Annotated in this window: 18 protein-coding genes; 12 read left to right on the top strand and 6 right to left on the bottom strand. The window is 73.4% G+C overall.

Features of this window, described 5'->3' with window-relative positions; all coding sequences use genetic code 11:
* Positions 1–58: 58 nt before the first annotated feature.
* From LQ940_RS12045 to LQ940_RS12035, 3 genes are all read right to left on the bottom strand, one after another.
* A complete protein-coding gene (locus LQ940_RS12045) occupies positions 59–2,452 on the bottom strand; it encodes a sensor histidine kinase (protein WP_231242732.1) in 2,394 nt (797 codons plus the stop codon).
* The gene (locus LQ940_RS12040; RefSeq protein WP_231242734.1) at positions 2,449–2,823 is read right to left on the bottom strand and encodes a response regulator transcription factor; all 375 of its coding nucleotides are present in this window, start codon (positions 2,821–2,823) and stop codon (positions 2,449–2,451) included. Before LQ940_RS12040 ends, LQ940_RS12045 begins: the two co-directional genes overlap by 4 nt.
* Before the next feature lie 105 nt (positions 2,824–2,928).
* A complete protein-coding gene (locus LQ940_RS12035; protein ID WP_231242736.1) occupies positions 2,929–4,161 on the bottom strand; it encodes an alpha/beta hydrolase in 1,233 nt (410 codons plus the stop codon).
* A 60-nt stretch (positions 4,162–4,221) separates the two neighbouring features.
* On the opposite strand from LQ940_RS12035, the gene LQ940_RS12030 reads away from it, so the two are divergent.
* Positions 4,222–5,673: a WS/DGAT/MGAT family O-acyltransferase gene (locus LQ940_RS12030; protein ID WP_231242738.1), complete on the top strand. Its 1,452-nt coding sequence runs from the start codon at positions 4,222–4,224 to the stop codon at positions 5,671–5,673.
* A 138-nt stretch (positions 5,674–5,811) separates the two neighbouring features.
* On the opposite strand, the gene LQ940_RS12025 is transcribed toward LQ940_RS12030, so the two are convergent.
* Entirely contained in the window at positions 5,812–6,726 is a 915-nt protein-coding gene (locus LQ940_RS12025) for an alpha/beta fold hydrolase (protein ID WP_231242740.1), read from the bottom strand.
* Positions 6,727–6,816: 90 nt separating this feature from the next.
* Here LQ940_RS12025 and LQ940_RS12020 point away from each other — a divergent pair, with 90 nt between their 5' ends.
* From LQ940_RS12020 to LQ940_RS11985, 8 genes are all read left to right on the top strand, one after another.
* A complete protein-coding gene (locus LQ940_RS12020) occupies positions 6,817–8,997 on the top strand; it encodes an acyl-CoA dehydrogenase (protein ID WP_231242743.1) in 2,181 nt (726 codons plus the stop codon).
* On the top strand, positions 8,994–9,500 hold the full coding sequence (locus tag LQ940_RS12015; RefSeq protein ID WP_231242745.1) for an FAS1-like dehydratase domain-containing protein: 507 nt from the start codon (positions 8,994–8,996) through the stop codon (positions 9,498–9,500). Before LQ940_RS12020 ends, LQ940_RS12015 begins: the two co-directional genes overlap by 4 nt.
* The gene (locus LQ940_RS12010) at positions 9,497–9,886 is read left to right on the top strand and encodes a Zn-ribbon domain-containing OB-fold protein (protein ID WP_231242747.1); all 390 of its coding nucleotides are present in this window, start codon (positions 9,497–9,499) and stop codon (positions 9,884–9,886) included. Before LQ940_RS12015 ends, LQ940_RS12010 begins: the two co-directional genes overlap by 4 nt.
* Positions 9,883–10,269 (top strand): MaoC family dehydratase, encoded by a 387-nt coding sequence (locus LQ940_RS12005; protein WP_231242749.1) that lies wholly within the window; start codon positions 9,883–9,885, stop codon positions 10,267–10,269. The genes LQ940_RS12010 and LQ940_RS12005 overlap by 4 nt, the downstream gene beginning before the upstream one ends.
* Positions 10,266–11,429 (top strand): lipid-transfer protein, encoded by a 1,164-nt coding sequence (locus LQ940_RS12000; RefSeq protein ID WP_231242752.1) that lies wholly within the window; start codon positions 10,266–10,268, stop codon positions 11,427–11,429. Before LQ940_RS12005 ends, LQ940_RS12000 begins: the two co-directional genes overlap by 4 nt.
* A 207-nt stretch (positions 11,430–11,636) precedes the next feature.
* A complete protein-coding gene (gene hrpB / locus LQ940_RS11995; protein WP_231242754.1) occupies positions 11,637–14,126 on the top strand; it encodes an ATP-dependent helicase HrpB in 2,490 nt (829 codons plus the stop codon).
* 59 nt (positions 14,127–14,185) lie between these two features.
* Positions 14,186–15,412 carry a DUF480 domain-containing protein gene (locus LQ940_RS11990; RefSeq protein WP_231242756.1) on the top strand — a complete coding sequence of 409 codons (1,227 nt, stop codon included), beginning with the start codon at positions 14,186–14,188 and terminating at the stop codon, positions 15,410–15,412.
* A 128-nt stretch (positions 15,413–15,540) separates the two neighbouring features.
* Positions 15,541–16,755, top strand: coding sequence for a DUF480 domain-containing protein (locus LQ940_RS11985; protein WP_231242758.1), 1,215 nt, complete (start codon positions 15,541–15,543; stop codon positions 16,753–16,755).
* A gap of 43 nt (positions 16,756–16,798) precedes the next feature.
* Here LQ940_RS11985 and LQ940_RS11980 read toward each other — a convergent pair whose 3' ends face one another.
* Positions 16,799–17,647, bottom strand: coding sequence for a MaoC family dehydratase (locus tag LQ940_RS11980; RefSeq protein WP_231242760.1), 849 nt, complete (start codon positions 17,645–17,647; stop codon positions 16,799–16,801).
* On the bottom strand, positions 17,647–19,368 hold the full coding sequence (kstD, locus tag LQ940_RS11975) for a 3-oxosteroid 1-dehydrogenase (RefSeq protein ID WP_231242762.1): 1,722 nt from the start codon (positions 19,366–19,368) through the stop codon (positions 17,647–17,649). Before kstD ends, LQ940_RS11980 begins: the two co-directional genes overlap by 1 nt.
* A gap of 34 nt (positions 19,369–19,402) precedes the next feature.
* Between kstD and LQ940_RS11970 the strand changes: the two genes are divergently transcribed.
* Genes LQ940_RS11970 through dmpG form a run of 3 tightly spaced genes read left to right on the top strand, consistent with a single transcriptional unit; the run spans position 19,403 to position 22,248 of the window.
* Positions 19,403–20,209 carry a 2-keto-4-pentenoate hydratase gene (locus tag LQ940_RS11970; protein ID WP_231242764.1) on the top strand — a complete coding sequence of 269 codons (807 nt, stop codon included), beginning with the start codon at positions 19,403–19,405 and terminating at the stop codon, positions 20,207–20,209.
* Between the two features lie 2 nt (positions 20,210–20,211).
* Positions 20,212–21,117: an acetaldehyde dehydrogenase (acetylating) gene (locus LQ940_RS11965; protein WP_231242766.1), complete on the top strand. Its 906-nt coding sequence runs from the start codon at positions 20,212–20,214 to the stop codon at positions 21,115–21,117.
* Positions 21,118–21,165: 48 nt separating this feature from the next.
* Positions 21,166–22,248: a 4-hydroxy-2-oxovalerate aldolase gene (dmpG, locus tag LQ940_RS11960; protein WP_231242768.1), complete on the top strand. Its 1,083-nt coding sequence runs from the start codon at positions 21,166–21,168 to the stop codon at positions 22,246–22,248.
* Positions 22,249–22,295 lie beyond the last annotated feature (47 nt).

Below are 22,295 nucleotides of genomic sequence, written 5' to 3'. Positions count from 1 at the left end.
CTGGCCGCCGCGCGGACCCGAGGGGCGGTTGGGAGGGGGGCGCATCCGTGAAGGTAGCTCAGGCGACGGCGCGAGGCAGCGAGATCCGCACGGTGGTGCCCTCGCCCGGCTGCGAGGTGACGGTGACCGTGCCGCCGTGGCCCTCGACGATGGTGCGGACGATGGCCAGGCCGAGGCCGGTCCCGGGGATGGAGGACACGACGGCGCTGCTGGCGCGGAAGAAGCGCTCGAACAGGCGGTCCTGCTCCATGGCCGGGATCCCGATCCCGGTGTCGCTGACGGTGACGACCGCCAAGCCCGGCGAGGCGCCGGGTGGGTCCGTCTCCAGCGAGATCTGCACCCGGCCGCCGCGGGGGCTGAACTTGAGCGCGTTCGACACCACGTTGACCAGCGCCCGCTCGAGCTGGACGGCGTCGCCCACGACGTGGGGGCCGGATTCCGGGAGGTCGACGGAGACCTCGAGGCCGGGGTGCTCGAGCGGCTCGGTCGACTCCAGGGCGTGCGTGACCACGTCCGCCAGGTCGAGGGTCACGTGGTGGGAGCTGTCCGCGAGCGACTCGACGCGCGAGAGGGTGAGGATGTTCTCGATCAGTCCCAGGAGCCGTTGACCGGCGCGGCTGCCCCGATTCAGGATCCTCAGCTGCTGGTCGTTGACCGGTCCCACCGCCTCGGCGGCGAGCATCTCGTTGAACCCCATGATGCTGGTCAGCGGGGTGCGCAGCTCGTGGCTGACCGTCGCGAGGAAGTCCGACTTGGACCGGTCCAGCCGCTCCAACTCCTCGACGGCCTGCCGCTCCCGGTCCAGCGCGCCGCGCAGGGTCTCCTCGGCGAGCGCCCGCTCCGTGACGTCCTCTCCGACCTGGAGGTGGCCCATCAGCGTGCCGTCGGCGGCCCGTATCGGCGTGACGTTGACGTTGAGGAGGAGTCGGCGACCGTCGGCCCCGACCAGCGTCCGGTCGCCCCGCTTGGGGAGGTCGGCTGTCAGCTCCTCGGCGCGCTCGCGCAGCTCGGCCGGGTCGTAGAGCTCGGCGAGGCGACGCCCTCGAAGGTCCTCTGGGCCGAAGCCCAGCAGCTCTCGGGTGCCGTGGTTGACGTAGGTGATCCGCCCCTGCGGGTCGGTCGCGATGATCGAGGTCCCGGTGGTGGCGGCCAGCAGCGCCGCGTTGAAGTCACGCTCCCTCTCCAGCTCGCGCTGCGCCTCGCGCTGCTCGGTGAGGTCGACGAGCTGGGCGACGACCAGGTCGCCCGAGGCCGTGTCCGGGACCCACGAGAGCGCCAGACGCACGCAGCGGACCGGTTCGCCCGCCAACGCCAGCTCCTCCTCCCAGCCGCCACGCTCACCGGCCATCATCTGCCGCGCCGCCTCGACGACCGCGTCGCCGTGCGAGCCGAGCCGCTCGACCCAGTCCCGGCCGAGCAGGTCGTCACGCCGGACGCCGAGCAGGTCGCCGGCCGGCTCGTTGAGGTCCACCACGACCAGGCCGTGGCGGGCCGGTCGCAGGAGCATGGTCGCGATGACCGACTCGATGAGGCTGCGCCGGTAGGTCTCGCCCACGGCCAGCGCCGTGCGCAGGCCGGCGCGGCGCTGGCTGACGTAGAGCGACAGGGGCACGGACGCCAGAGCGATGACGACCAGGTCGAGCTGGACCAGGACATCGCGGCTTCGAGCGGTGAGGTCGGGGTCCGATCCGAAGGGACCGCCGTCCGCGGCGGCGAAGGCGGTGACCACCACGCCCGCGGTCAGTACCTCGAGCGCGAGAGCGCGCGGAGAGAGCACCTGGGCGCCCCACACGAGCAGCGGCAGCGGGAGGAAGGCGAGCGGCAGCGGCTGTGCGCCGTGGTGGACGACCGCGAAGGCGGCGATCGTGGCGGCCGCCTGGAGGAACTGGATCGCCCGGGGGGCGTCGCTCGCCCGGGCCTGGGGATCCCCGGCCATCAGGACCAGGGGGAGCATCAGGAGGGTGGCGGCGCCGTGAGCGGCCGCCACACTGCCCCAGATGTCCAGGAACGGCGCGCCCCGCAGCAGCGTCACGGTGGCCCCGATCACGGTGCCCACGCTGACCGCGCCGGCCACGATCGCCAGCAGTACCCGCGGCAGGTCCTCCGGCGCCCTCAGCCGGAACGGCCGCCGGTGCACCCCCAGGACCAGTGCCGCCACCAGGCACTCGGAGGCGTTGCCCACCCCGAACAGGGCGGCGACCTCGGGCGATCGTCCGGCGACGGCGTTGGCGACACCGGTCACCACGACGATGCCGCCGAGCAGGAGGGGCCAGTGCCGCACCGGGCTGAGGACCACCAGCGCGACCCCGACGCCGGCGGCCGGCCACCACGTGGCCACCTCGGAGCCGAGCGGCGCGAAGTGCACCGAGAGGACCGACAGGCAGAAGATCGCGACGTAGCCCAGGGTGACGCCGAGCGGTCCGGAGCGTACGGCCCACGGCGTCGACCTCATGCAGATCGCCCCTGCAGCAGCTCGTCGACCGCCTGCGTGAGCACCGGGATGCTGAACGGCTTGGTGGCGTAGGAGTCGGCGCCCGACGCCAGCCCGGCAGCGATGTCGCCGGGATCGGCCATCGCCGAGAGCATCAGGATGAGCGGCTCCGGTGAGCGCGGCGAGGCGCGGACCCGGCGGGCGACCTCGAGCCCGGACATCTGCGGCATGGACACGTCGAGCACCATCAGGTCGACCGGCTCGGCATCGAGCACGTCGAGCGCCGCCGGCCCGTCCGAGGCGGTGAGCACGTCGTGACCCGCAATGCGCAGAGCAAGGGACAGCAGCTCTCGGATGTCCTCGTCATCATCGACGATCAGCACTCTGGCCATGCGCCCTCCTTGCTCCGGTCCGATCCGGTGGGACGCCGAGCGTCGCGCTGAGGCGGAGCGTCGGTACGTGCAGAGTAGACCCCGGAGAGGCCGCGGGGGCCGACGTCAGGCGGGGGAGCGTGCTCGTCGGTAGCTGTTCCAGTGCCAGTGCAGGTAGCGGTCGATCGCCCGGACGATGTGCGAGGACCGGATCGAGGGGAACACGTCGAAGGCGTGCTGGGCCCCCGGCAGCTCGGCGTACACGACGCTGCGCCGGGAGATCTCGCGCAGCCGGGCTACGAAGAGACGGGCCTGGTCGACCTGGACCAGGGTGTCGGAGCTGCCGTGCAGGACGAAGAAGTCCGGCGCGTCGGGGGTGATGCGCAAGATGGGGGAGGCCGCCTCGAAGACCTCCGGGCGCTCCTCCCAGCTGGCCTGCATGATCCGACGGGCGAGGAAGCTGTCGCGCATCCTCACGGCGCTCTTCAGCCCGGTCGCCCCGGCGAAGTCGTAGACCCCGTAGTGCGGCACGGCGCACTGCACGGAGGTGTCGGCGTCCTCGAACCCGGGCTGCCACGTCTTGTCATCGGCGGTCAGTGCGGCCAGGGCCGTCAGGTGTCCTCCGGCCGACCCGCCGGTGATCGCGATGTAGTCGGGATCGCCGCCGTAGTCGGCGATGTGCTCTCGGATCCAGGCGATCGCCTGCTTCACGTCGACCACGTGCGCCGGGAACGGGTCGCGGGGCGAGAGCCGGTAGTTGATGGCGACGCAGACCCAGCCCTTCGCCGCCAGGTGCTGCATGAGCGGGATCCCCTGCTGGTCCTTGTTGCCGAGGGTCCAGCCGCCGCCGTGGACCTGGAGCAGGACCGGGGCGCCCTCGACCGGGCTGGCGGCCGGCAGGTACACGTCGAGCAGCCCGCGCCTGCCGTGGTCGTTGTAGGAGAGGTTGCGCTCCACGCGCACCTCGGCGCTGCGCATGCGAAACGGGTAGACGAGCTTGCGCCAAGGCAGGGCGAGGTCCGCGGGAGTGGGCGCGGCATCGAGCTGCTCGACGTACTCGGCACCGAGCGCCTCGACCAGGGACTCCTCCGCCTGGTCGCGGACGCGTCGGGCCTGGGCGATCATGAAGGCCAGGCCCGCCGCGTTGAGCCCGGCCAGGGCCAGGCCCACGGGGTCACGTCGTCGTCTGCCGGCGTGGGTCGCGGCATCCGCCGCCGTGACCGCCAGCAGGTGCGGCGCCAGCTCGCCGGTGAGCCAGCCCGCGAGGAAGGACGGGATGCCCACCTCGAAGCCCGGCATCGGCCGCAGGGCGTTGGCGGTGAGCGCGGCGGTGACGACCTGTCGGCGACGGAACCCCATAACCACAGGCTAGTCGAGTCGTTTAGAACACGTTCCACTTCCCCCGCCTAGGATGCCCCCATGAACCGCCTGTCCGGACTCGACGCCAGCTTCCTGTACCTGGAGACGCCGGCGCAGCTCATGCACGTCTGCGGGCTCATCGTCCTGGACCCCGCCACCATCCCCGGCGGCTACTCCTTCGCAGCGATGCAGGCGGCCATCGACCAGCAGGTCTGCGACGTCGCGGCGTTCACGCGCAAGCTCCGCCGAGTGCCGATGGGACTCGACCACCCGATCTGGGTGCGCGACCGGCAGTACGACATCGAGCGCCACGTGCACCGGCTGGCGCTGCCGTCGCCGGGTGGGTACGACGAGCTGGTCAGCCTGGCCTCGCACCTGGCCGCCCTGCCGCTGGACCGGTCCCGGCCGCTGTGGGAGATGTGGGTCATCGAGGGCTACCAGGGCGGCGACAAGGTCGTCATCTTCTCCAAGATGCACCACGCGACCGTGGACGGTGTCTCCGGCTCCAACCTGATCTCGCACCTGTGCGCGCTCGAGCCCGACGCCGCCCCTCTGGCGCTGGGTCCGCAGGAGACGCACGGGCGCGACCCGGGCGCGCGTGAGCTGCTGGGGCGCGCCGTCCTGAGCAACCTGGCGCTTCCCGTGCACGCCGCCCGGATCATCGCGCCGACGGTCGCCGGCCTGGCCCGCACGGTAGGACGCGCCCGTGCCGGGACGGCCATGGCGGCGCCGCTCACGGCGCCCCGGACGTCGTTCAACGGCACCATCACCGGGCACCGCACGATCGGCGTGGTCGACGTCGACCTGGAGGCCGTCCGACGCGTCAAGTCGGCCACCGGCACCACCGTTAACGACGTCGTGCTCACGCTGGCGGGCGGCGCGCTGCGTGCCTATCTCGAGGAGCGCGGGGAGCTGCCCGAGAGCTCGCTGCTCGCGTCGGTGCCGGTCAGCGTGCGCGAGCAGTCGCGCCACGAGCACGGCGCCAACAAGGTCTCGACGCTGTTCGCCAGGCTCGGCACGGACGTGGAGGACCCGCTCGAGCGGCTCGAGGAGGTGGCGGACTCCAACCGGCACGCCAAGGACCACCACCAGGCGATCAGCGCCGACGCGCTGCAGGACTGGGCGGAGTTCGCCGCCCCCCGCACCTTCGGTCTCGCCGTCCGCGCGTACGCCGGCCTCCGCCTCGCCGAGAGGCACCCGGTGGTGCACAACCTGGTGATCTCCAACGTCCCCGGCCCGCCCCTGCCGCTGTACTTCATGGGCGCCGAGATCATCGGCCTCTACCCCCTCGGCCCGGTCTTCCACGGCGCCGGCGTCAACATCACGGTCATGTCGAACAACGGTCGCCTGCACGTGGGCGTCATCGCCTGTCGCGAGTCCATGCCCGACGTCGAGGCCCTCGTCCGGCACTTCCCCGCCGAGCTCGACCGCCTCGTTGACGCCGTCGCCGCCCGTGACGCCACCACCCCGATCACCAAGAACGCGAAGAAGAAGGCGCGCGCGAAGGCCTGAGCGGGCTGTGGTGGACGTGGCGGATGCGCGAGTTTCACCGCTTAAGCGGTGAAACTCGCGCTACCTGCACGCAATTGCGCACCACCAGCACGAGTTTCACCGCCTGCCCGGTGAAACTCGCGGCACGCGCGCTGCGCCTCAGGAGGAGGTACGCCGGCGGAGGTCGCGGAGGCGGGCGTCGACGGTGTGGGCCGCCTCGACGACGACGGGGACGAACTTCTCGGCCTCGAGCACGCACATCGCGTGGCCCCCCTCGACCTCGTGGACGGTGGCGCCTCGGATGGCGCGGGCGAGGCGGACCTGGCGCCGCGCCGGGATGACCCGGTCGCCGGTGCCGACGACCACCGCGGTCGGGACGTCGATGTCGCCCAGCCACGGGCGTGAGTGGTGGCGGCCCAGGGCGGCGAGGGCCTGGCCGACGGCCCAGGGGCTGGTGCTGCGCAGCTCGCGGGTGGCCCACTCGTGGATGTCGGAGGGCGCCAGGTCGAGCGCGCGGGCGGCCGCCCGCGCGGCGGTGAGCGCCGTACGCGAGCGGGAGACGCCCCGGGCGCCGAGCATGGTGACCCCCATGCCGGTGAAGAAGAGCTGCTCGGCCGGGTTGAGCCGGAACCGGTCGGTGGTCGCGCACAGGAGCAGGCCCTGGATCTTGTCCGGGTGCTGGCGCCAGACCCGCTGGGCGACGATCGAGCCCATCGAGTAGCCGCCCACGATGACGTCCTCGAGCCCCAGCACGTCGATCAGAGCACCCACGTCGTCGGCGCAGTCGCGCAGCGAGAACTCCTCGCTGCGGATGCCCCGCCCGTGCCAGCGCTGGTCCATCGTGACCACCCGGAAGCGGCGCGCGAGCGGGTGGATGGCGGGGTACCAGGTCAGCAGCCCGGTGCAGCCGAGGGCATGCAGCAGCACCAGCGTGGGGGAGTCGGGCGAGGGGCCAGGCGTGTCCGTGACGTACGTCGAGCCTCCGCGGCCGGGGAGCTCCACCATCTCCCCGGGCGGGATCAGCGCCCACGGCAGGTAGACCCGGTGGCGCAGGAGGTCCCCCGGTGACAGCACGGTGCGACCCCCCTCTCCGTCGTGGCCACGCTAGACTAGAACAGGTTACAGTTTCGTCGGGCAGCGACCTCGACACGGCAGGAGAACCACGTGGGCTCGGACGGTTTCACCCCGGCGGACCAGGAGTCCGTCGAGGCGGTGCGCGCGGTCATCGGGCAGGCGCTCGACCGCGACGCCGACTGGGCGGCCCTCGCCGGGACGGGGATGCTGGGCCTTGCGGTGCCGGAGGGCCAGGGCGGCGAGGGGCTCGGCCTGGCCGAGGTCGCGGTCCTGCTGCGCGAGACCGGCGCTCGCGCGGTGCACCTGCCGGTGTGGGAGACGCTCTGCTGCGGCGTCCTGACCCTCGCCGCGACCGGGAGCCCCGAGCAGCAGGCGCTCCTGGCCGGCGTGGCGAGCGGGGACACCGTGCTCACGCCGGCCCTGCGCGAGGTCGGGATCGGGCTGCGCGATCGCCCGGCGGCGACGTACGCCGAGGGCCGGGTCAGCGGCCGCAAGATCGGGGTCACCTACGCGGACCGGGCCGCGCGGCTGCTCGTCACCGCGCTGGACGGCGACCGCGAGGTCGTCGCGCTGGTCGACCCGGCCGTCTCGGGGGTGACGCTGCTGGAGTCCGGCTCCTCGGCCGGTCACGCCACGCACACCGTGGTGCTCGACGGTGCGCCCGGCGAGCTGCTCGGCGCCGACGCCGCGCGGGTCCTCACCGAGCACGCCGTCGCGGGCCTGGCGGTCACCGCTTCCGGGCTGGTCGCCGGCGCGCGCGACCTGACCGCGGGCTACATCAAGGGGCGCACGCAGTTCGGCCGCAGCCTGGCGCAGTTCCAGGCGGTCGCGATGCAGATCGCCGACGTCTACATCGCCTCGCGCACGCTCGACCTCGTCGCCGACAACGCCGTGTGGCGCCTGCGCGAGGGTCTCGACGCGGCCGACGACCTGGCGGTCGCGGCCTACTGGGTGTGCGCCGAGGCGCCGCCCGCGCTGCGCACCTGCCACCACCTGCACGGTGGCATGGGCGTCGACGAGACCTACCCGCTGCACCACTACTTCTCCTGGGTCAACGACATCGTCGCCACGCTCGGAGCGCAGCCCTCCGACGTACCGCTGGAGGACCCGACGACGAAGAACCTGGAGCTCACCGCCGCGCAGCGCGCCCTCAAGTCCGAGCTGCGCACCTACTTCACCGACCTCGCCTCGCACGACCAGCACCTCGAGATGGGTCGCGACCGGCACGGACCGACGTACCAGCGCGTGGTGCGGCAGATGGGCGAGGACGGCTGGATGGGCGTCGGCTGGCCGACGGAGTACGGCGGCCACGGCCTGGGGGAGGTCGAGCAGACGATCTTCGCCAACGAGGCCCAGCACGCCGACGTGCACCTGCCGGCGGTGACGCTGCAGACCGTGGGCCCGACCCTGATCCGCTACGGCACCCCGAGGCAGAAGGAGCTGTTCCTCGAGCGGATCCTCCGGGGCGACGTGCACTTCGCGATCGGCTACAGCGAGCCGGACGCCGGCACCGACCTGGCCTCGCTGCGCACCAGCGCCCGGCGCGACGGCGACCACTACGTCGTCAACGGCCAGAAGCTGTGGACCACCGGCGGGCACCAGGCCGACTATGTGTGGCTGGCCGTGCGCACCGACCCCGACGCCCCCAAGCACCGAGGGATCTCGATCCTCATCGTCGACACCAGGGACCCCGGCTACTCGTTCACCCCGATCATCACCGCCGACGGCTCCCACCACGTCAACGCGACGTACTACACCGACGTCCGCGTCCCGGTCGACATGCTCGTGGGCGAGGAGAACCAGGGCTGGAAGCTGATCACCACCCAGCTCAACCACGAGCGGGTGATGCTCGGCCCCGCCGGTCGCATCGAGGGCCTGCGCGACCGGGTCGCCGACTGGGCCACCAAGGCCGGTGTCCTGGACCGGCCGGACGTGCGCGACGTCATGGGCCGCGTGACCGCGGCGTTCCGCGTCAACGAGCTGCTCAACTGGGAGGTGGCGCGCGCCGGGCAGGCGGGGGAGGTCTCGGTCGGCGACGCGTCGTCCTCCAAGGTCTTCGCGGCCGACCAGGTCCAGCACCTCGCGGCCGACCTGGTCGGCATCGTGCATCGCTACGGCGACCCGGCCGAGGAGGAGACGAAGGCCCTGCTGGAGTACTTCGACGGCCAGGCCAAGCGCAACCTCGTGCTGACCTTCGGCGGTGGCGTCCAGGAGGTGCAGCGCGAGCTGATCGCGATGTTCGGCCTGGGGCTCCCGCGGGTGCCTCGATGAGCGAGCGGCACGACCGCATCCTGGCCGAGGCCGAGCGGATCGAGGCGCTCGGTGAGGCGTCGGAGTCCCGGGCGCCGTACCCGGTCAACCAGCCCACGATCGGCACCTGGCTGGACGCGATGGGCTACGACAACGATCGCTTCCGCCACGGGGAGGCGCCGCCGTCGATGGCGCAGGTGTGGACGATGCCCGGCCTGGGACGCCGGCGTCCTCCCGAGGACCCGCTGAGCCGGATGACCGAGGTCCTCACCCAGGAGGGCTTCACCGCCGTCCTCGGCACCAACTGCGAGCAGTCCTACGAGCGCTATCTGCGCGTCGGCGAGGAGGTGCGGGTCACCAGTGCGCTGGACTCGGTGGTCGGGCCCAAGCAGACCGCGATGGGCGAGGGCTACTTCGTGACCTCGCGCAACACCTGGTACGTCGACCACCCGGACGGGCGCAGTGAGGTCGTCGCCACCATGCTCTTCCGGGTGCTGAAGTTCATCCCGAAGGAGACGCCGTGACCGTGCGCCCCATGGTCGGCCGCGACTCGCAGTTCTTCTGGGACGGCACCGCCGCCGGCGAGCTGCGCGTCCAGACCTGCAACGCCTGCGGGGCCCTGCGCTTCCCGCCCGGCCCCGCATGCCCCGACTGCGGCGCGCTCGACCGCGGCCACGTCGTCGCGTCCGGCACCGGCACCGTGTTCTCCTACGTCGTCCACCGGCACCCACCGGTCCCCGGCAAGGAGCTGCCGATCGTGATCGCCCTGGTCGACCTGGACGAGGGCGTGCGCATGGTCGGCGAGGTCGCCGACGTACCCCCCGAGGAGATGGAGATCGGGATGCGGCTGCGCGTGGGCTTCGACCGCGTCGACGACGAGCTGACGCTGCCGGTGTGGAGGAGGGCATGAGGGCGCTGACGGTGGGTGACGCGATCCCCGCGTGGAGCCTGCCGCTGACGCCGACCACCATCGTGAGCACCGCGATCGCCACCCGCGACTGGCAGGACGTCCACCACGACCGCGACATCGCGCAGGCGGCCGGCTCGCAGGACATCTTTATGAACATCCTCACCAGCAACGCACTGGTCGAGAGGTACGTCGTCGACTGGCTCGGGCACGACGCGGAGCTCAAGGGCATCGCGATCCGGCTCGGGGCGCCGGCGTACCCCTACGACACGCTCACCTTCCGCGGTCGCGTGGAGTCGGTCGAGGACGGCGTCGCCACCATCGCGGTGGTCGGCGCGGTGTCCCTGGGCGACCACGTCACCGGCACCGTGCGGGTGCTGGCGTGAGCGGCCTGTCGGGCAAGGCGGCGATCGCCGGCATCGGGGCCACCGAGTTCTCCAAGGCATCGGGCCGCTCGGAGCTGCAGCTCTCGGTCGAGGCCGTGCAGCACGCGCTGGCCGACTGCGGGCTGACTCCGGCCGACGTCGACGGGCTGACGACGTTCACCATGGACACCTCCTCGGAGATCGCCGTCGCGCGAGAGCTCGGGATCGAGGAGCTGCGCTTCTTCAGCCGGATCAACTACGGCGGTGGCGCGGCGTGTGCGACCGTCCAGCAGGCCGCCATGGCCGTCGCGACCGGCGTGGCCGACGTGGTCGTCTGCTACCGCGGCTTCAACGAGCGCTCGGAGAGCCGGTTCGGCCAGTTCTCGGTGGCCGCCGCGACCCAGGTCAACACCAACGGCCTCGACAACGCCTGGACGTACCCGATGGGCCTCGGCACGCCGGCGGCGACGGTGGCGATGCAGGCACGCCGCTACCTGCACGAGTACGGCGCGACCTCACGCGACTTCGGCGTCGTCGCCGTGGCGGACCGTCGTCACGCCGCGAACAACCCCGACGCGTTCTTCTACGGCCGGCCGATCACGCTCGAGGACCACCAGGCCTCGCGGATGATCGTCGACCCGCTGCACCTGCTCGACTGCTGCCAGGAGAGCGACGGGGCGGTTGCGCTCGTCGTGGTGTCCGCCGAGCGGGCCCGGGACCTGGCCCAGCGCCCCGCCGTGATCGCGGCGGCGGCGCAGGGGAGCGGGCGCGACCAGTTCGTGATGACCTCCTACTACCGCGACGACATCGGGATCCCCGAGATGGGCGTCGTCGGCCGCGAGCTGTGGCGCCAGTCCGGGCTCACTCCCGCCGACATGCCGATGGCGATCCTCTACGACCACTTCACGCCGTACGTGCTGATGCAGCTGGAGGAGCTGGGCTTCTGCGGCCGCGGCGAGGCGCCCGGCTTCATCGCCGACGGCGCCATCGAGGTCGGGGGCCGGCTGCCGCTCAACACCCACGGCGGTCAGCTCGGCGAGGCCTACATCCACGGCATGAACGGGATCGCCGAGGCCGTGCGCCAGATCCGCGGCACGTCGGTCAACCCGGTCGACGCGTCGCACGTCCTGGTCACCGCCGGCACCGGCGTGCCGACGAGCGGGTTGATCCTCTCGGCGTGAGGCTGCTGTGTTCGCGGGCGGTGAGTTTCACCGGGTGCCCGGTGAAACTCACGCCTTCCTGACGAAGCTTCGTACGGGAGGCATGAGATTCACCGGGTGCCCGGTGAATCTCGGGGCCACTGGTACAGATGAGACCAGCTCGGAACGGCCGCCGAGCCGGCTGGCGCGCTGCGAGCGGCGGACGGCCGACGTGGCAGGGTGGCCGCTGTGCCCGAGGACCCGATCGCCCGGCTGCTGGCCAGGCCGCCGGACCTGCCGGTGGCCGCGGGCCTCGCCGAGCTCCTGAGCCACCTGCGCTCCGGAGCCGCGGCCGTCGTACAGGCGCCGCCGGGCTCCGGCAAGACCTCGCTCGTGCCGCCGGCCGTCGCCTCCCTCGGCAGCGGCCGCGTGGTCGTCACCCAGCCGCGGCGCATCGCCGCTCGCGCCGCGGCCCGGCGCCTGGCCCACCTGCTGGGCGAGCCGGTCGGCGCCACCTCGGGCTACTCCGTGCGGGGCGACCGGCAGACCGGCGCCGGCACCCGGGTCGAGTTCGTCACGACCGGCGTCCTGCTGCGCCGCCTGCAGCGGGATCCGGCGCTGACCGGCGTCGGCGCCGTCGTCCTCGACGAGGTCCATGAGCGTCAGCTCGACTCCGACCTCACGCTGGCGCTCCTGGTGGACGTCCGGGAGAACCTTCGCGAGGACCTCGCGGTGGTGGCCATGTCCGCGACCGTCGAGGCCGAGCGCACGGCCGCACTCCTCGGGCCCGGCACGCCGGTCGTCGACGTCCCCGGCTCCCTGCACCCGGTGGACACGGTGTGGAGTCCGCTCCCGAGCGGGGTGCTGCGGCTCGACGACCGCGGGGTCACCCCGCGTTTCCTCGACCATGTCGCCGCCACCACCCGGCGGGCCCTCGACGAGCGGGCCGGCGACGTGCTGGTGTTCGTGCCCGGCGCCGCCGAGGTGTCCGGCGTCGTACGCCGCCTGGCCGGTGTGGGCGCCGACGTGCGCCCGCTGCACGGGCGGCTGCCCCACGCCGAGCAGGACCTGGCGCTCACCGCCGGCCCGCGGCGGCGGGTGGTCGTGTCGACCGCGGTGGCCGAGTCGTCGCTGACCGTGCCCGGGGTGCGCACCGTGGTCGACGCCGGGCTGTCGCGCGAGCCTCGGACCGACCACCGCCGCGGGCTGGCGGGCCTCGTCACCGTGCGGGTCAGCCGGGCGAGCGCGGCGCAACGGGCAGGGCGGGCCGGACGCGAGGGGCCGGGCGCGGCCTACCGGTGCTGGTCGCCGGCCGAGGACGAGCACCTGGCCGAGCACCCGGCTCCCGAGATCGCGACCGCGGATCTGACGTCGTTCGCCCTCGAGCTGGCCGTGTGGGGCAGCCCCGACGGCGCCGGTCTGGCGCTGCTGGACCGGCCTCCCGCCGCGGCGATGAGCGCGGCGCGCGAGACGCTGTCCCGGCTGGGGGCCGTCGACGCGACCGGTGCCGTCACCGACCGGGGCCGCGCCATCGCCGCGGTCGCCGTGGACCCGCGTCTGGCCCGGGCCCTGCTCGACGGCGCCCCGCTGGTGGGCTCGCGACGAGCGGCGGAGGTCGTAGCCATGCTGGCCGAGGACGTCCGTGCGCCCGGCGCCGACCTGGTCGCGGCCCTGCGAGGGCTGCGCCGCGGCGGGCCCGACGGCGCGGCCTGGCGAGCGGCCGTCCGCCGCCTCGAGGGCGCGGCCGGGCAGCACGAGGGCCAGGCACTGAGCGACGACCTGGCGGTCGGCGTGGTCGTCGCCCTCGCCCACCCCGACCGCATCGCCCGGCTGCGGCCCGGCGGGTCGGCCTACCTGATGGCCGGAGGCACCGGTGCCGTCTTCGGACGCGGTGAGTCGTCGCTCTCCGGCACCCCGTGGCTGGCCGTCGCCGACGCCGACCGGCCCCGAGGCCGGCGCGACGCCACGATCCGCGCGGCCGCCCCCCTCGACGAGGACCTCGCCCTCCAGGCCGCCTCCGCGCTGTGGCGCGAGGACGAGGAGGTCGCCTGGCGCGACGGCCGCGTGGTCGCCCGGCGTACGACGTCGCTCGGTGCCATCGAGCTCACCTCCGCCCCGTTGGCCGATCCGGCCCCGCACCTGGTGGCGGCCGCCGTACGCGAGGGGCTGCGGGCGAACGGGCTCGCCGTCCTGCCGTGGGGAGAGGCCGCCACGGCGCTGCGCGCCCGGCTCGCCTTCCTGCACCGCACGCTCGGGGCGCCGTGGCCGGACGTCTCCGACGAGGCGCTGGTCGAGGGCGCCGAGCGGTGGCTGGGGCCGGACCTCGCGCGGGTGCGGGGCGCGGGCGATCTTCGCCGCATCGACGTGACGGCGGCGCTGCGCCGGCTGCTGCCGTGGCCGGAGGCGGGTCGCCTCGACGAGCTGGCGCCCGAGCGGGTCACGGTGCCGAGTGGGTCGGCGGTCCGCGTGGACTACACCGGCGACCAGCCCGTGCTGGCCGTGCGCATCCAGGAGGTCTTCGGCTGGGCGGCGGCGCCCGCGCTTGCCGGTGGCCGGGTCCCGCTGCTGCTGCACCTGCTCTCGCCCGCGCGCCGCCCCGCGGCGGTGACCGCCGACCTGGCGTCGTTCTGGGACACCGGATACCCGCAGGTGCGCGCCGAGCTGCGCGGCCGCTACCCCAAGCACGCCTGGCCCGACGACCCGCGCACGGCGCCGCCCACGCGCGGCGTCAGGCGCTGATCCTCCCCGAGAGAAGGGGCGCCAGAGTCGGCCTGGGCCCGGCGCCTAAGGTCTGGAGCATGGCCGACCTGCCCGTCCTGGACCCGATCGAGCAGCGCATCCTCGGCAGCCTGCTGGAGAAGGAGCGGACCGTCCCCGGGTCCTACCCGCTCTCGCTCCACGCGCTGCGCACCGCCTGCAACCAGACCAGCAGCCGCGAGCCCGTCGCCGACTACGACGAGGCCACGGTGGAGCGGGTGGCACGTGAGCTCAAGGACCGCGGGCTGGTGCGGATCGTCTGGGCGGCGACCGGGCGCCGGACCCTGAAGTACCACGAGACGCTGGCCGAGGAGCTCTCGCTCACCGAGGCCGAGCGGGCGCTGATCACGGGCCTGCTGCTGCGCGGCCCGCAGGCGCCCGGGGAGCTGCGCTCGCGCACCGAGCGCCTGCACCACTTCCCCGACCGGGAGTCGGTCGAGGCGGAGCTGCAGCGGATGGCGCAGCGCCCGACCCCGTTGGTGCGCCGGCTGCCGCGTCGAGCCGGGCAGCACGACCACCGGTGGGTGCACCTGCTCGGACCGGTCGACGAGGGCGCCGGGTCCGCCGCGGCTGGTGCCGGCGAGCCGGCGGTCGACCTCGAGAGCGTGATCGCCGAGGGCCGCGAGGTCCGCGACGACCGGGTGCGGGCGGCCTACGGCACCGTGGCCACGACGTACGCCGACCGGCTGGGTGACGAGCTCACCGGGCTGCCGTTCGAGCGCTGGCTGCTCGACCGGGTCGCCGCGCACGCCGGGGAGCAGCCGGTGGTCGAGGTCGGTTGCGGGCCCGGCCACGTCACGGCGTACCTCGCGGCCGCGGGCGCGCACGCGACCGGGCTCGACCTCACGCCCGAGATGGTGGAGGAGGCGCGCCGCCGGCACCCGGGAGGGAGCTACGAGGTGGGCGACCTGCGCCGGCTGATGCGCCCCACGGCCAGCGACGGCTGGGGCGCCGTCCTCGCGTGGTACTCCCTCATCCACCTCGCCCCCTCCGAGCTGCCCGACGCGGTCGCGGCGCTGGTGCGTCCGATCCGGCCCGGCGGCTGGCTGGTGCTCGCCCTGCACGCGGGCGCGGCGGCGGTTACGCGCGTCGACTCGTGGTTCGACCTCGACGTCTCGCTCGACTTCGTCTTCCACGGGCCCGAGCAGGTCAGGTCGGTCGTGGAGGCCGCGGGCCTGGTCGACGTCGAGTGGTACCACTGCGGACCGCTCACCTGGCGGGGCGAGACGTCCGAGCGGCTCTATGTGATCGCCCGCAAGCCCGACTGACCGCCCGCACCGAGGCAGCCGCCCCGCGATCGTGCGGGACGCGAGGGCGCTGGCGCCCGGCCGGGCTCGTCCGCCGGCAGGGCTGGTCATGCGGCGCTGAGGTCGCGGCCCGTGGCTAGTGTCGGCACATGTCCGAGCTACCCGACCTGGACCCCACCGAGCAGCGGATCCTCGGCGCCCTGCTCGAGAAGGAGCGGACCGTCCCGGCGTCGTACCCGCTCTCCCTCAACGCGCTGCGCACGGCCTGCAACCAGACGAGCAGCCGCGACCCGATCACCGACTACGACGAGGCCACGGTCGAGCGCGTCGCACGCGAGCTCAAGGACCGTGGTCTGGTGCGGATCGTCTGGGCCCCGACCGGGCGCCGGACCCTGAAGTACCACGAGACGCTCGCCGAGACGCTGTCCCTGACCGACGCCGAGCGCGCGCTGGTCACGGTGCTGCTGCTGCGCGGGCGGCAGGCGCCCGGGGAGCTGCGCTCGCGCACGGAGCGGCTGCACGCCTTCGCCGACCGCGAGGCCGTCGAGGAGACCCTGCGCCGGATGGCCGCCCGGCCCACCCCCCTGGTGCGCGAGCTCGAACGGCGCCCCGGCCAGCACGACAACCGCTGGGTCCACCTGCTCGGACCGGTCGAAGCCGGCTCGACGGCTCCGTCGGCCGCGGCGACCGCCGACCTCGACGTCGTGCTCGCCGAGGGCGGCGAGGCGCGCGACCAGCGCGTGCGGACGAGCTACGCCGCCCTGGCCGAGACCTACGCCGAGCAGCTGAGCGACGACCTCGCCCGACTGCCGTTCGAGCGATGGCTGCTCGATCGGGTGGCCAGTGAGGCAGGGGACCAGCCCGTGGTCGAGGTGGGCTGCGGGCCGGGAGACGTGACGGCGTACCTCGCCGACGCCGGAGTGGAGGCGTGGGGGCTCGACCTCACCCCCGAGATGGTGGAGCAGGCCCGGCGCCGCTACCCCGAGGGGCGCTACGACGTGGGTGACCTGAGGCGGCTGATGCGGCCCGCCACCGGCGACGGCTGGGGCGCGGTGCTCGCGTGGTACTCCCTGATCCACCTGGCCCCATCGGAGCTCACCGAGGCCGTCGGTGCGCTGGCGCGGCCGATGCGCCCCGGCGGGCGGCTCATGCTGGCGATGCAGGCGGGACCCGCCGTACGGCACCTGGACTCGTGGCTGGACGTCGAGGTGTCGCTGGACTTCGTCATGCACGACCCCGCGCACGTGCGCTCCGCCGTCGAGGCCGCCGGGCTCGTCGACCTGGAGTGGTACCTGCGCGGTCCGCTCGCCTGGCGCGGCGAGATCACCGAGCGGTTCTACCTGCTGGCGACCAAGCCGGCCTGACGCACGCTCGGCGAACCCAGCAGCCGCCGAGAACGGGGCGCCGTCACGCCGGCGCCAGCACCACGTCGGCCAGGACCGGCGCGCCGTCGCGCTCGCCACCGGCGATGCTGGCCGAGGCCACGATGCGTCCGCCGTCGCGCCAGCCCCGCACCCGGATCGTCTCGCCGGGGAAGACGACGCCCGCGAAGCGGCCAGCGAAGCCGGACACCGCGGCGGCGTCCCCGCCGAGCAGTCGGTCGGTGAGCTCGCGCAGGACGATGCCGTAGGAGCAGAGGCCGTGCAGGATGGGGGCGGGGAAGCCGGCGCCGGCGGCGAACTCGGGGTCCGCGTGCAGGGGGTTGCGGTCTCCGCACAGGCGGTACAGCAGGGCCTGCTGCGCCGTCACGTCGTACGTCGCGTCCACCTCGGGCGCCCGATCGGGCGGTGCCACCTTCTCCGACGTGCCTCGGTGCCCGCCCCAGCCGCCCTCGCCCTTGACGAAGATCGAGGAGCGGGTGGTCCACAGCTCCTGGCCGGACGGCGAGGTCGCCACGCCCTCCTGCCAGATGACCGCGGCCGTGCCCTTGTCCCAGACGTCGCTGATCCGCGTCGAGACGGTGGCGGACCCGGAGGTCGGGAGCGGTCCTGCCGTCGAGATGGACTGCGACCCGTGGACGACCTGGGCCAGGTCGAGGTCGCAGCCGGGCAGGTCGAGCGGCGGCGGGTCGGTGTCGTGGAACGTCGGCGCCACCACGCCGAAGGACGGCAGCACCTGCAGCCCGGCGGTCTCGAGCGTGTAGGACAGGTCGGTCGCGCCGATGGCCAGGTGGTAGAGCAGCACGTCGCTCTCGGTCCAGGCGAACTCACGCGAGCCCAGGTCTGCGCCGATCGCGACGGAGGCGTCGATGGGCATCAGGCGGTCTCCTTGGCTCCGGGGTCTCGCGCCGGTTGCTGCCCGTCCTCCTCGACCACCGGCGTCGACGCGAGGTCCTGGGCGGCCAGGTAGCCGAACGCCATCGCGGGCCCGATGGTGGCGCCCGGCCCGGCGTAGGTGCGGCCCATGACCGCGGACGACACGTTGCCGGCGGCGTAGAGGCCGGGGATCGCCGAGCCGTCGGCGCGCAGCACCCGCGCCCGCTCGTCGGTGACCAGGCCGCCCTTCGTGCCCAGGTCGCCGGGCACGATCTTGACGGCGTGGAACGGCCCCTGGTCGATCGTGTGCAGCGACGGGTTCGGCTTGACCGTGGGGTCGGAGTAGTACTTGTCGTAGGCCGACTCGCCGCGGTGGAAGTCCTCGTCGGTGCCCGATCGGGCGAAGCGGTTGAAGCGCTCGACGGTCGCGGTCAGTGCTGCGGCCGGCACCTCGATCTCGGCGGCCAACGCCGCAAGGGAGTCGGCCGTGCGGATCACGCCGTCCTTGTACCAGCGCCCGGGGAACGGCTGTCGCGGCATCAGGCCGGCGAAGACGTAGCGGTTGCGGTAGCGCTGGTCGATCACCATCCAGCTCGGGACGTGGCCCACGCCGGTGGCCTCGCCGGCGTACATCTCGTGGACGGCCTCGACGTAGGGCAGCGCCTCGTTCATGAACCGCTCGCCGGCCTGGTTGACGATGATCGAGCCCGGGAGGTTGCGCTCGGCCAGGCAGAACCACGGCCGCCCGGGCAGCGGGATCGTCGGCCCCCACCACGCGTCGTCGAGCAGGTCGGTGTCCGCGCCGGCGGCGATGCCGGCGACGATGCCGCCCCCGGTGTTGAACTCCGAGCCGGTCGTCCACTCGACCGAGGTGGGCCGCGGCTGGTACCTCTCGCGCATCTCCAGGTTGCGCTCGAAGCCGCCGCTGCCGAGGATCACCCCGCGCCGTGCCCGTACGACACTTTCCCGACCGCCCTGCGTCACGCGGACACCCACGACGCGGCCGTCCTCGAGCACCAGCTCGGTCAGGTCGGTCTCGTAGTGGAGCGGCACCCCGGCGTCGATGAGCCCCTGTCGCAGACCGATCGCGATCGCGTTGCCCATCGCGTACATCCGGCGCCCGCGCAGGCCGCTGAGGATCCGGTTGAGCAGGACCTTGACCATCGTCATCGGCCCGCGGAGCGTGCGCATCCCGAGGCTGATCTTCCGGAAGTCGGCCTGCGTGACGATCATGTTGGCCGGCGCCTTGGTGTACTGCGGGTGCAGCCGCCGCAGCTCCTCGCCGAGGACGCGCGCGTCCAGCGGCACCGGCTCGCAGCTGCGGCCCTCGGCCCGGCCGCCGGGCGCTTCGGGGTGGTAGTCGGAGTAGCCGGGCACCCAGGTGAAGCGCAGGGGAGTGTGCTCGCGCACGAAGTCGAGGACCTCGGCTCCGCGGTCGACGTAGGTGTCGCGGCGGACCTTCGGCACCACGTCGCCCACGATCCAGTCGAGGTAGCGCTTGGACTCCTCGAGCGGGTCCGCCTGGCCCGCCTGCCGGAGGGCGTAGTTGCCCGGCATCCACACCCCGCCGCCGCTACGCGCGGTCGAGCCGCCGAAGTAGGCGCTCCGCTCGACCAGCACCGTCTCCAGCCCGCGCTTCGTGGCGGCCAGCGCGGCGGTCATGCCGGCCCCGCCGGCGCCGACGACCACGACGTCCACCTCGGGGGGCAGGGGGGTGCTCATGGCGCGAAACTGTAACAGGTTCTACTCTGGTGCCGTGACCTCCGGAGACTCGATCGCGGCGGCCGTGGACCGGCTCGCGCACGCCCAGGCGACCCGCGTGCCGTGCGCCCCGGTGCGCGACCTGATCGGCACCGACGACCTCCCGGCGGCGTACGCCGTGCAGCAGGGACTGGTCGGTGCCCGCCTGGCGGTCGGAGCGAGGGTCGTGGGGCGCAAGATCGGCGCCACGTCGGAGGCCGTGCAGCGCCAGCTCGGCGTCGACCAGCCGGACTTCGGCTACCTGCTCAGCGACATGGACGTCAGCCACGGTGCCGACGGGGCCCCGGTCTCGATGGGCACCCTGCTGCAGCCGCGGGTGGAGGGGGAGGTGGCCTTCGAGCTCGCTCGGGACCTCGCGCCCGAGCACGAGGACGAGATCACCCTCGACCTCGTGCGCGCGGCCGTGGGGGTCGCGCTGCCCGCGCTGGAGATCGTCGACTCGCGGATCGCCGACTGGGACATCGGCTTCACCGACACCGTCGCCGACAACGCCTCCAGCGGCCTGTTCGTGGTGGGCCGCGACGGGCGCAGCCTCGAGGAGATCGAGCCCCGCGAGGTCGCGATGTCGCTGAGCATCAACGAGGAGGAGCGCTCCTCCGGCACCGGCGCGGCCTGCCTGGGCGACCCCCTGGAGGCGCTGCGCTGGCTCGCCGTGCAGGCGTACCGCTTCGGCGACCCGCTGCGGGCGGGCCACCTGATCCTGTCCGGGGCCCTGGGCCCGTTCGTGCCGTTCGCCCCGGGGGACCGGGTCGTGGCGACCATCAGCGGCTTCGCGCCGCTCAGCGTGCAGTTCGAGGAGTGAGCATGACCAAGCGCACCGCCGCGATCGTCGGGCCGGGCAACATCGGCACCGACCTGATGTACAAGCTCCTGCGCAGCGCCCGGGACGGGGGCAGCGTCGAGCCGCGCTGGATGATCGGCGTCGACCCGGTCTCCGAGGGCCTGCGCCTGGCCGCCGAGCACGGGCTGGAGGCCAGCCACGAGGGCGTCGACTGGCTGCTCAAGCAGGACGAGCTGCCGGACCTGATCTTCGAGGCGACCTCCGCCTACGTGCACCGCGAGTACGCCCCGCGCTACGAGGAGGCCGGCATCCGCGCGGTGGACCTCACCCCGGCCGCCGTGGGCCCCGCGGTCATCCCGCCGGTCAACGGTGAGGAGCACCTGGGAGCGATGAACGTCAACATGATCACCTGCGGCGGCCAGGCCACCATCCCGATGGTCGCGGCCGTCTCCCGCGCGGCCGCGGTGTCCTACGCCGAGATCGTCGCCTCGGTCTCGAGCAGGTCGGCGGGGCCCGGCACCCGCGCCAACATCGACGAGTTCACCCGCACCACCGCCGCCGGCGTCGAGACGATCGGCGGCGCCGCCCACGGCAAGGCGATCATCATCCTCAACCCGGCCGAGCCGCCGATGATCATGCGCGACACGATCTACTGCGCCGTCGCGCCCGACGCCGACCGCGACGCGATCGTCGCCAGCGTCTTCGCGATGGAGAACGCCGTGCAGGAGTACGTGCCCGGCTACCGGCTTCTCCAGGAGCCGCAGATCGACGACCCGTCGCCGGCCACCCGCGGCCAGACCAAGGTGAGCGTCTTCGTCGAGGTGGAGGGCGCCGGCGACTACCTGCCGCCGTACGCCGGCAACCTGGACATCATGACCGCCGCCGCCGCCCGCGTCGGCGAGAGCATCGCGAGGTCCCTCGGTGGTTGAGGTGCGAGCGAAGCGAGCCTCGAAACCACGTCCCGGAAAGGCAGCCACATGAACGACCGTGACACCCTCGCCCGTACCTGGTCCCAGACCGACCCCGACAGCGGGCTGGACCTGCGCCTGACCGACACCTGCCTGCGCGACGGCTCGCACCACAAGCGGCACCAGTTCACCGCGCAGGAGGTGCACGACATCGTCGAGGCGCTCGACGAGTCGGGCGTGCCGGTCATCGAGGTGACCCACGGCGACGGCCTCGGCGGCTCGTCGTTCAACTACGGCTTCTCCCGCACGCCCGAGCAGGAGCTGATCAGGATCGCGGCCGAGACGGCCAAGCGCGCCAGGATCGCGTTCCTGATGCTGCCGGGCGTCGGCACCAAGGACGACATCCGCGCCGCCCAGGACAACGGCGGCCAGATCTGCCGCATCGCCACCCACTGCACCGAGGCCGACACCTCGATCCAGCACTTCGGCCTGGCTCGCGAGCTCGGCCTGGAGACGGTCGGCTTCCTGATGATGAGCCACACCCAGCCCCCCGAGGTCCTGGCCAGGCAGGCCCGGATCATGGTCGATTCCGGCAACCAGTGCGTCTACGTCGTCGACTCCGCCGGCGCGCTCGTGATGGAGCAGACCGCCGACCGGGTCGCGGCCGTCGTCGCCGAGGTCGGGGGAGAGGCGACCGTCGGCTTTCACGGCCACGAGAACCTCGGCCTCGGCGTCGCCAACACCGTCATCGCCGCCCGCGCCGGCGCCACTCAGATCGACGGCTCCGTGCGCCGCTTCGGTGCCGGCGCCGGCAACACCCCGCTCGAGGCCTTCGTCGGTGTCTGCGACAAGCTCGGATGGAGGACCGGGATCGACTTCCTCACCATCGTCGATGCGTCGGAGGACGTCATCAAGCCGGCCATGCCCGAGGAGTGCCAGCTCGACCGGATGACGCTGATGATGGGCTACGCCGGCGTCTACTCCTCCTTCCTCAAGCATGCCGGCAACGCCGCGGAGCGCTACGGCGTCTCCGGCGCCAAGATCCTGCTCGAGGCCGGCCGCCGCAAGCTCATCGGCGGCCAGGAGGACCAGCTCATCGACATCGCCCTGATGCTCAAGGCAGAGCAGGACAAGCAGGCCGCCAACTCCTGACCCAAACCCGGGTCGCCGCCCACAAGCAACTCACGGGCTTCGCTGGC

The organism is Nocardioides sp. cx-173, from assembly GCF_021117365.1.
Classification (GTDB): domain Bacteria; phylum Actinomycetota; class Actinomycetes; order Propionibacteriales; family Nocardioidaceae; genus Nocardioides.
This window is presented reverse-complemented; position numbering and strand designations above follow the sequence as displayed.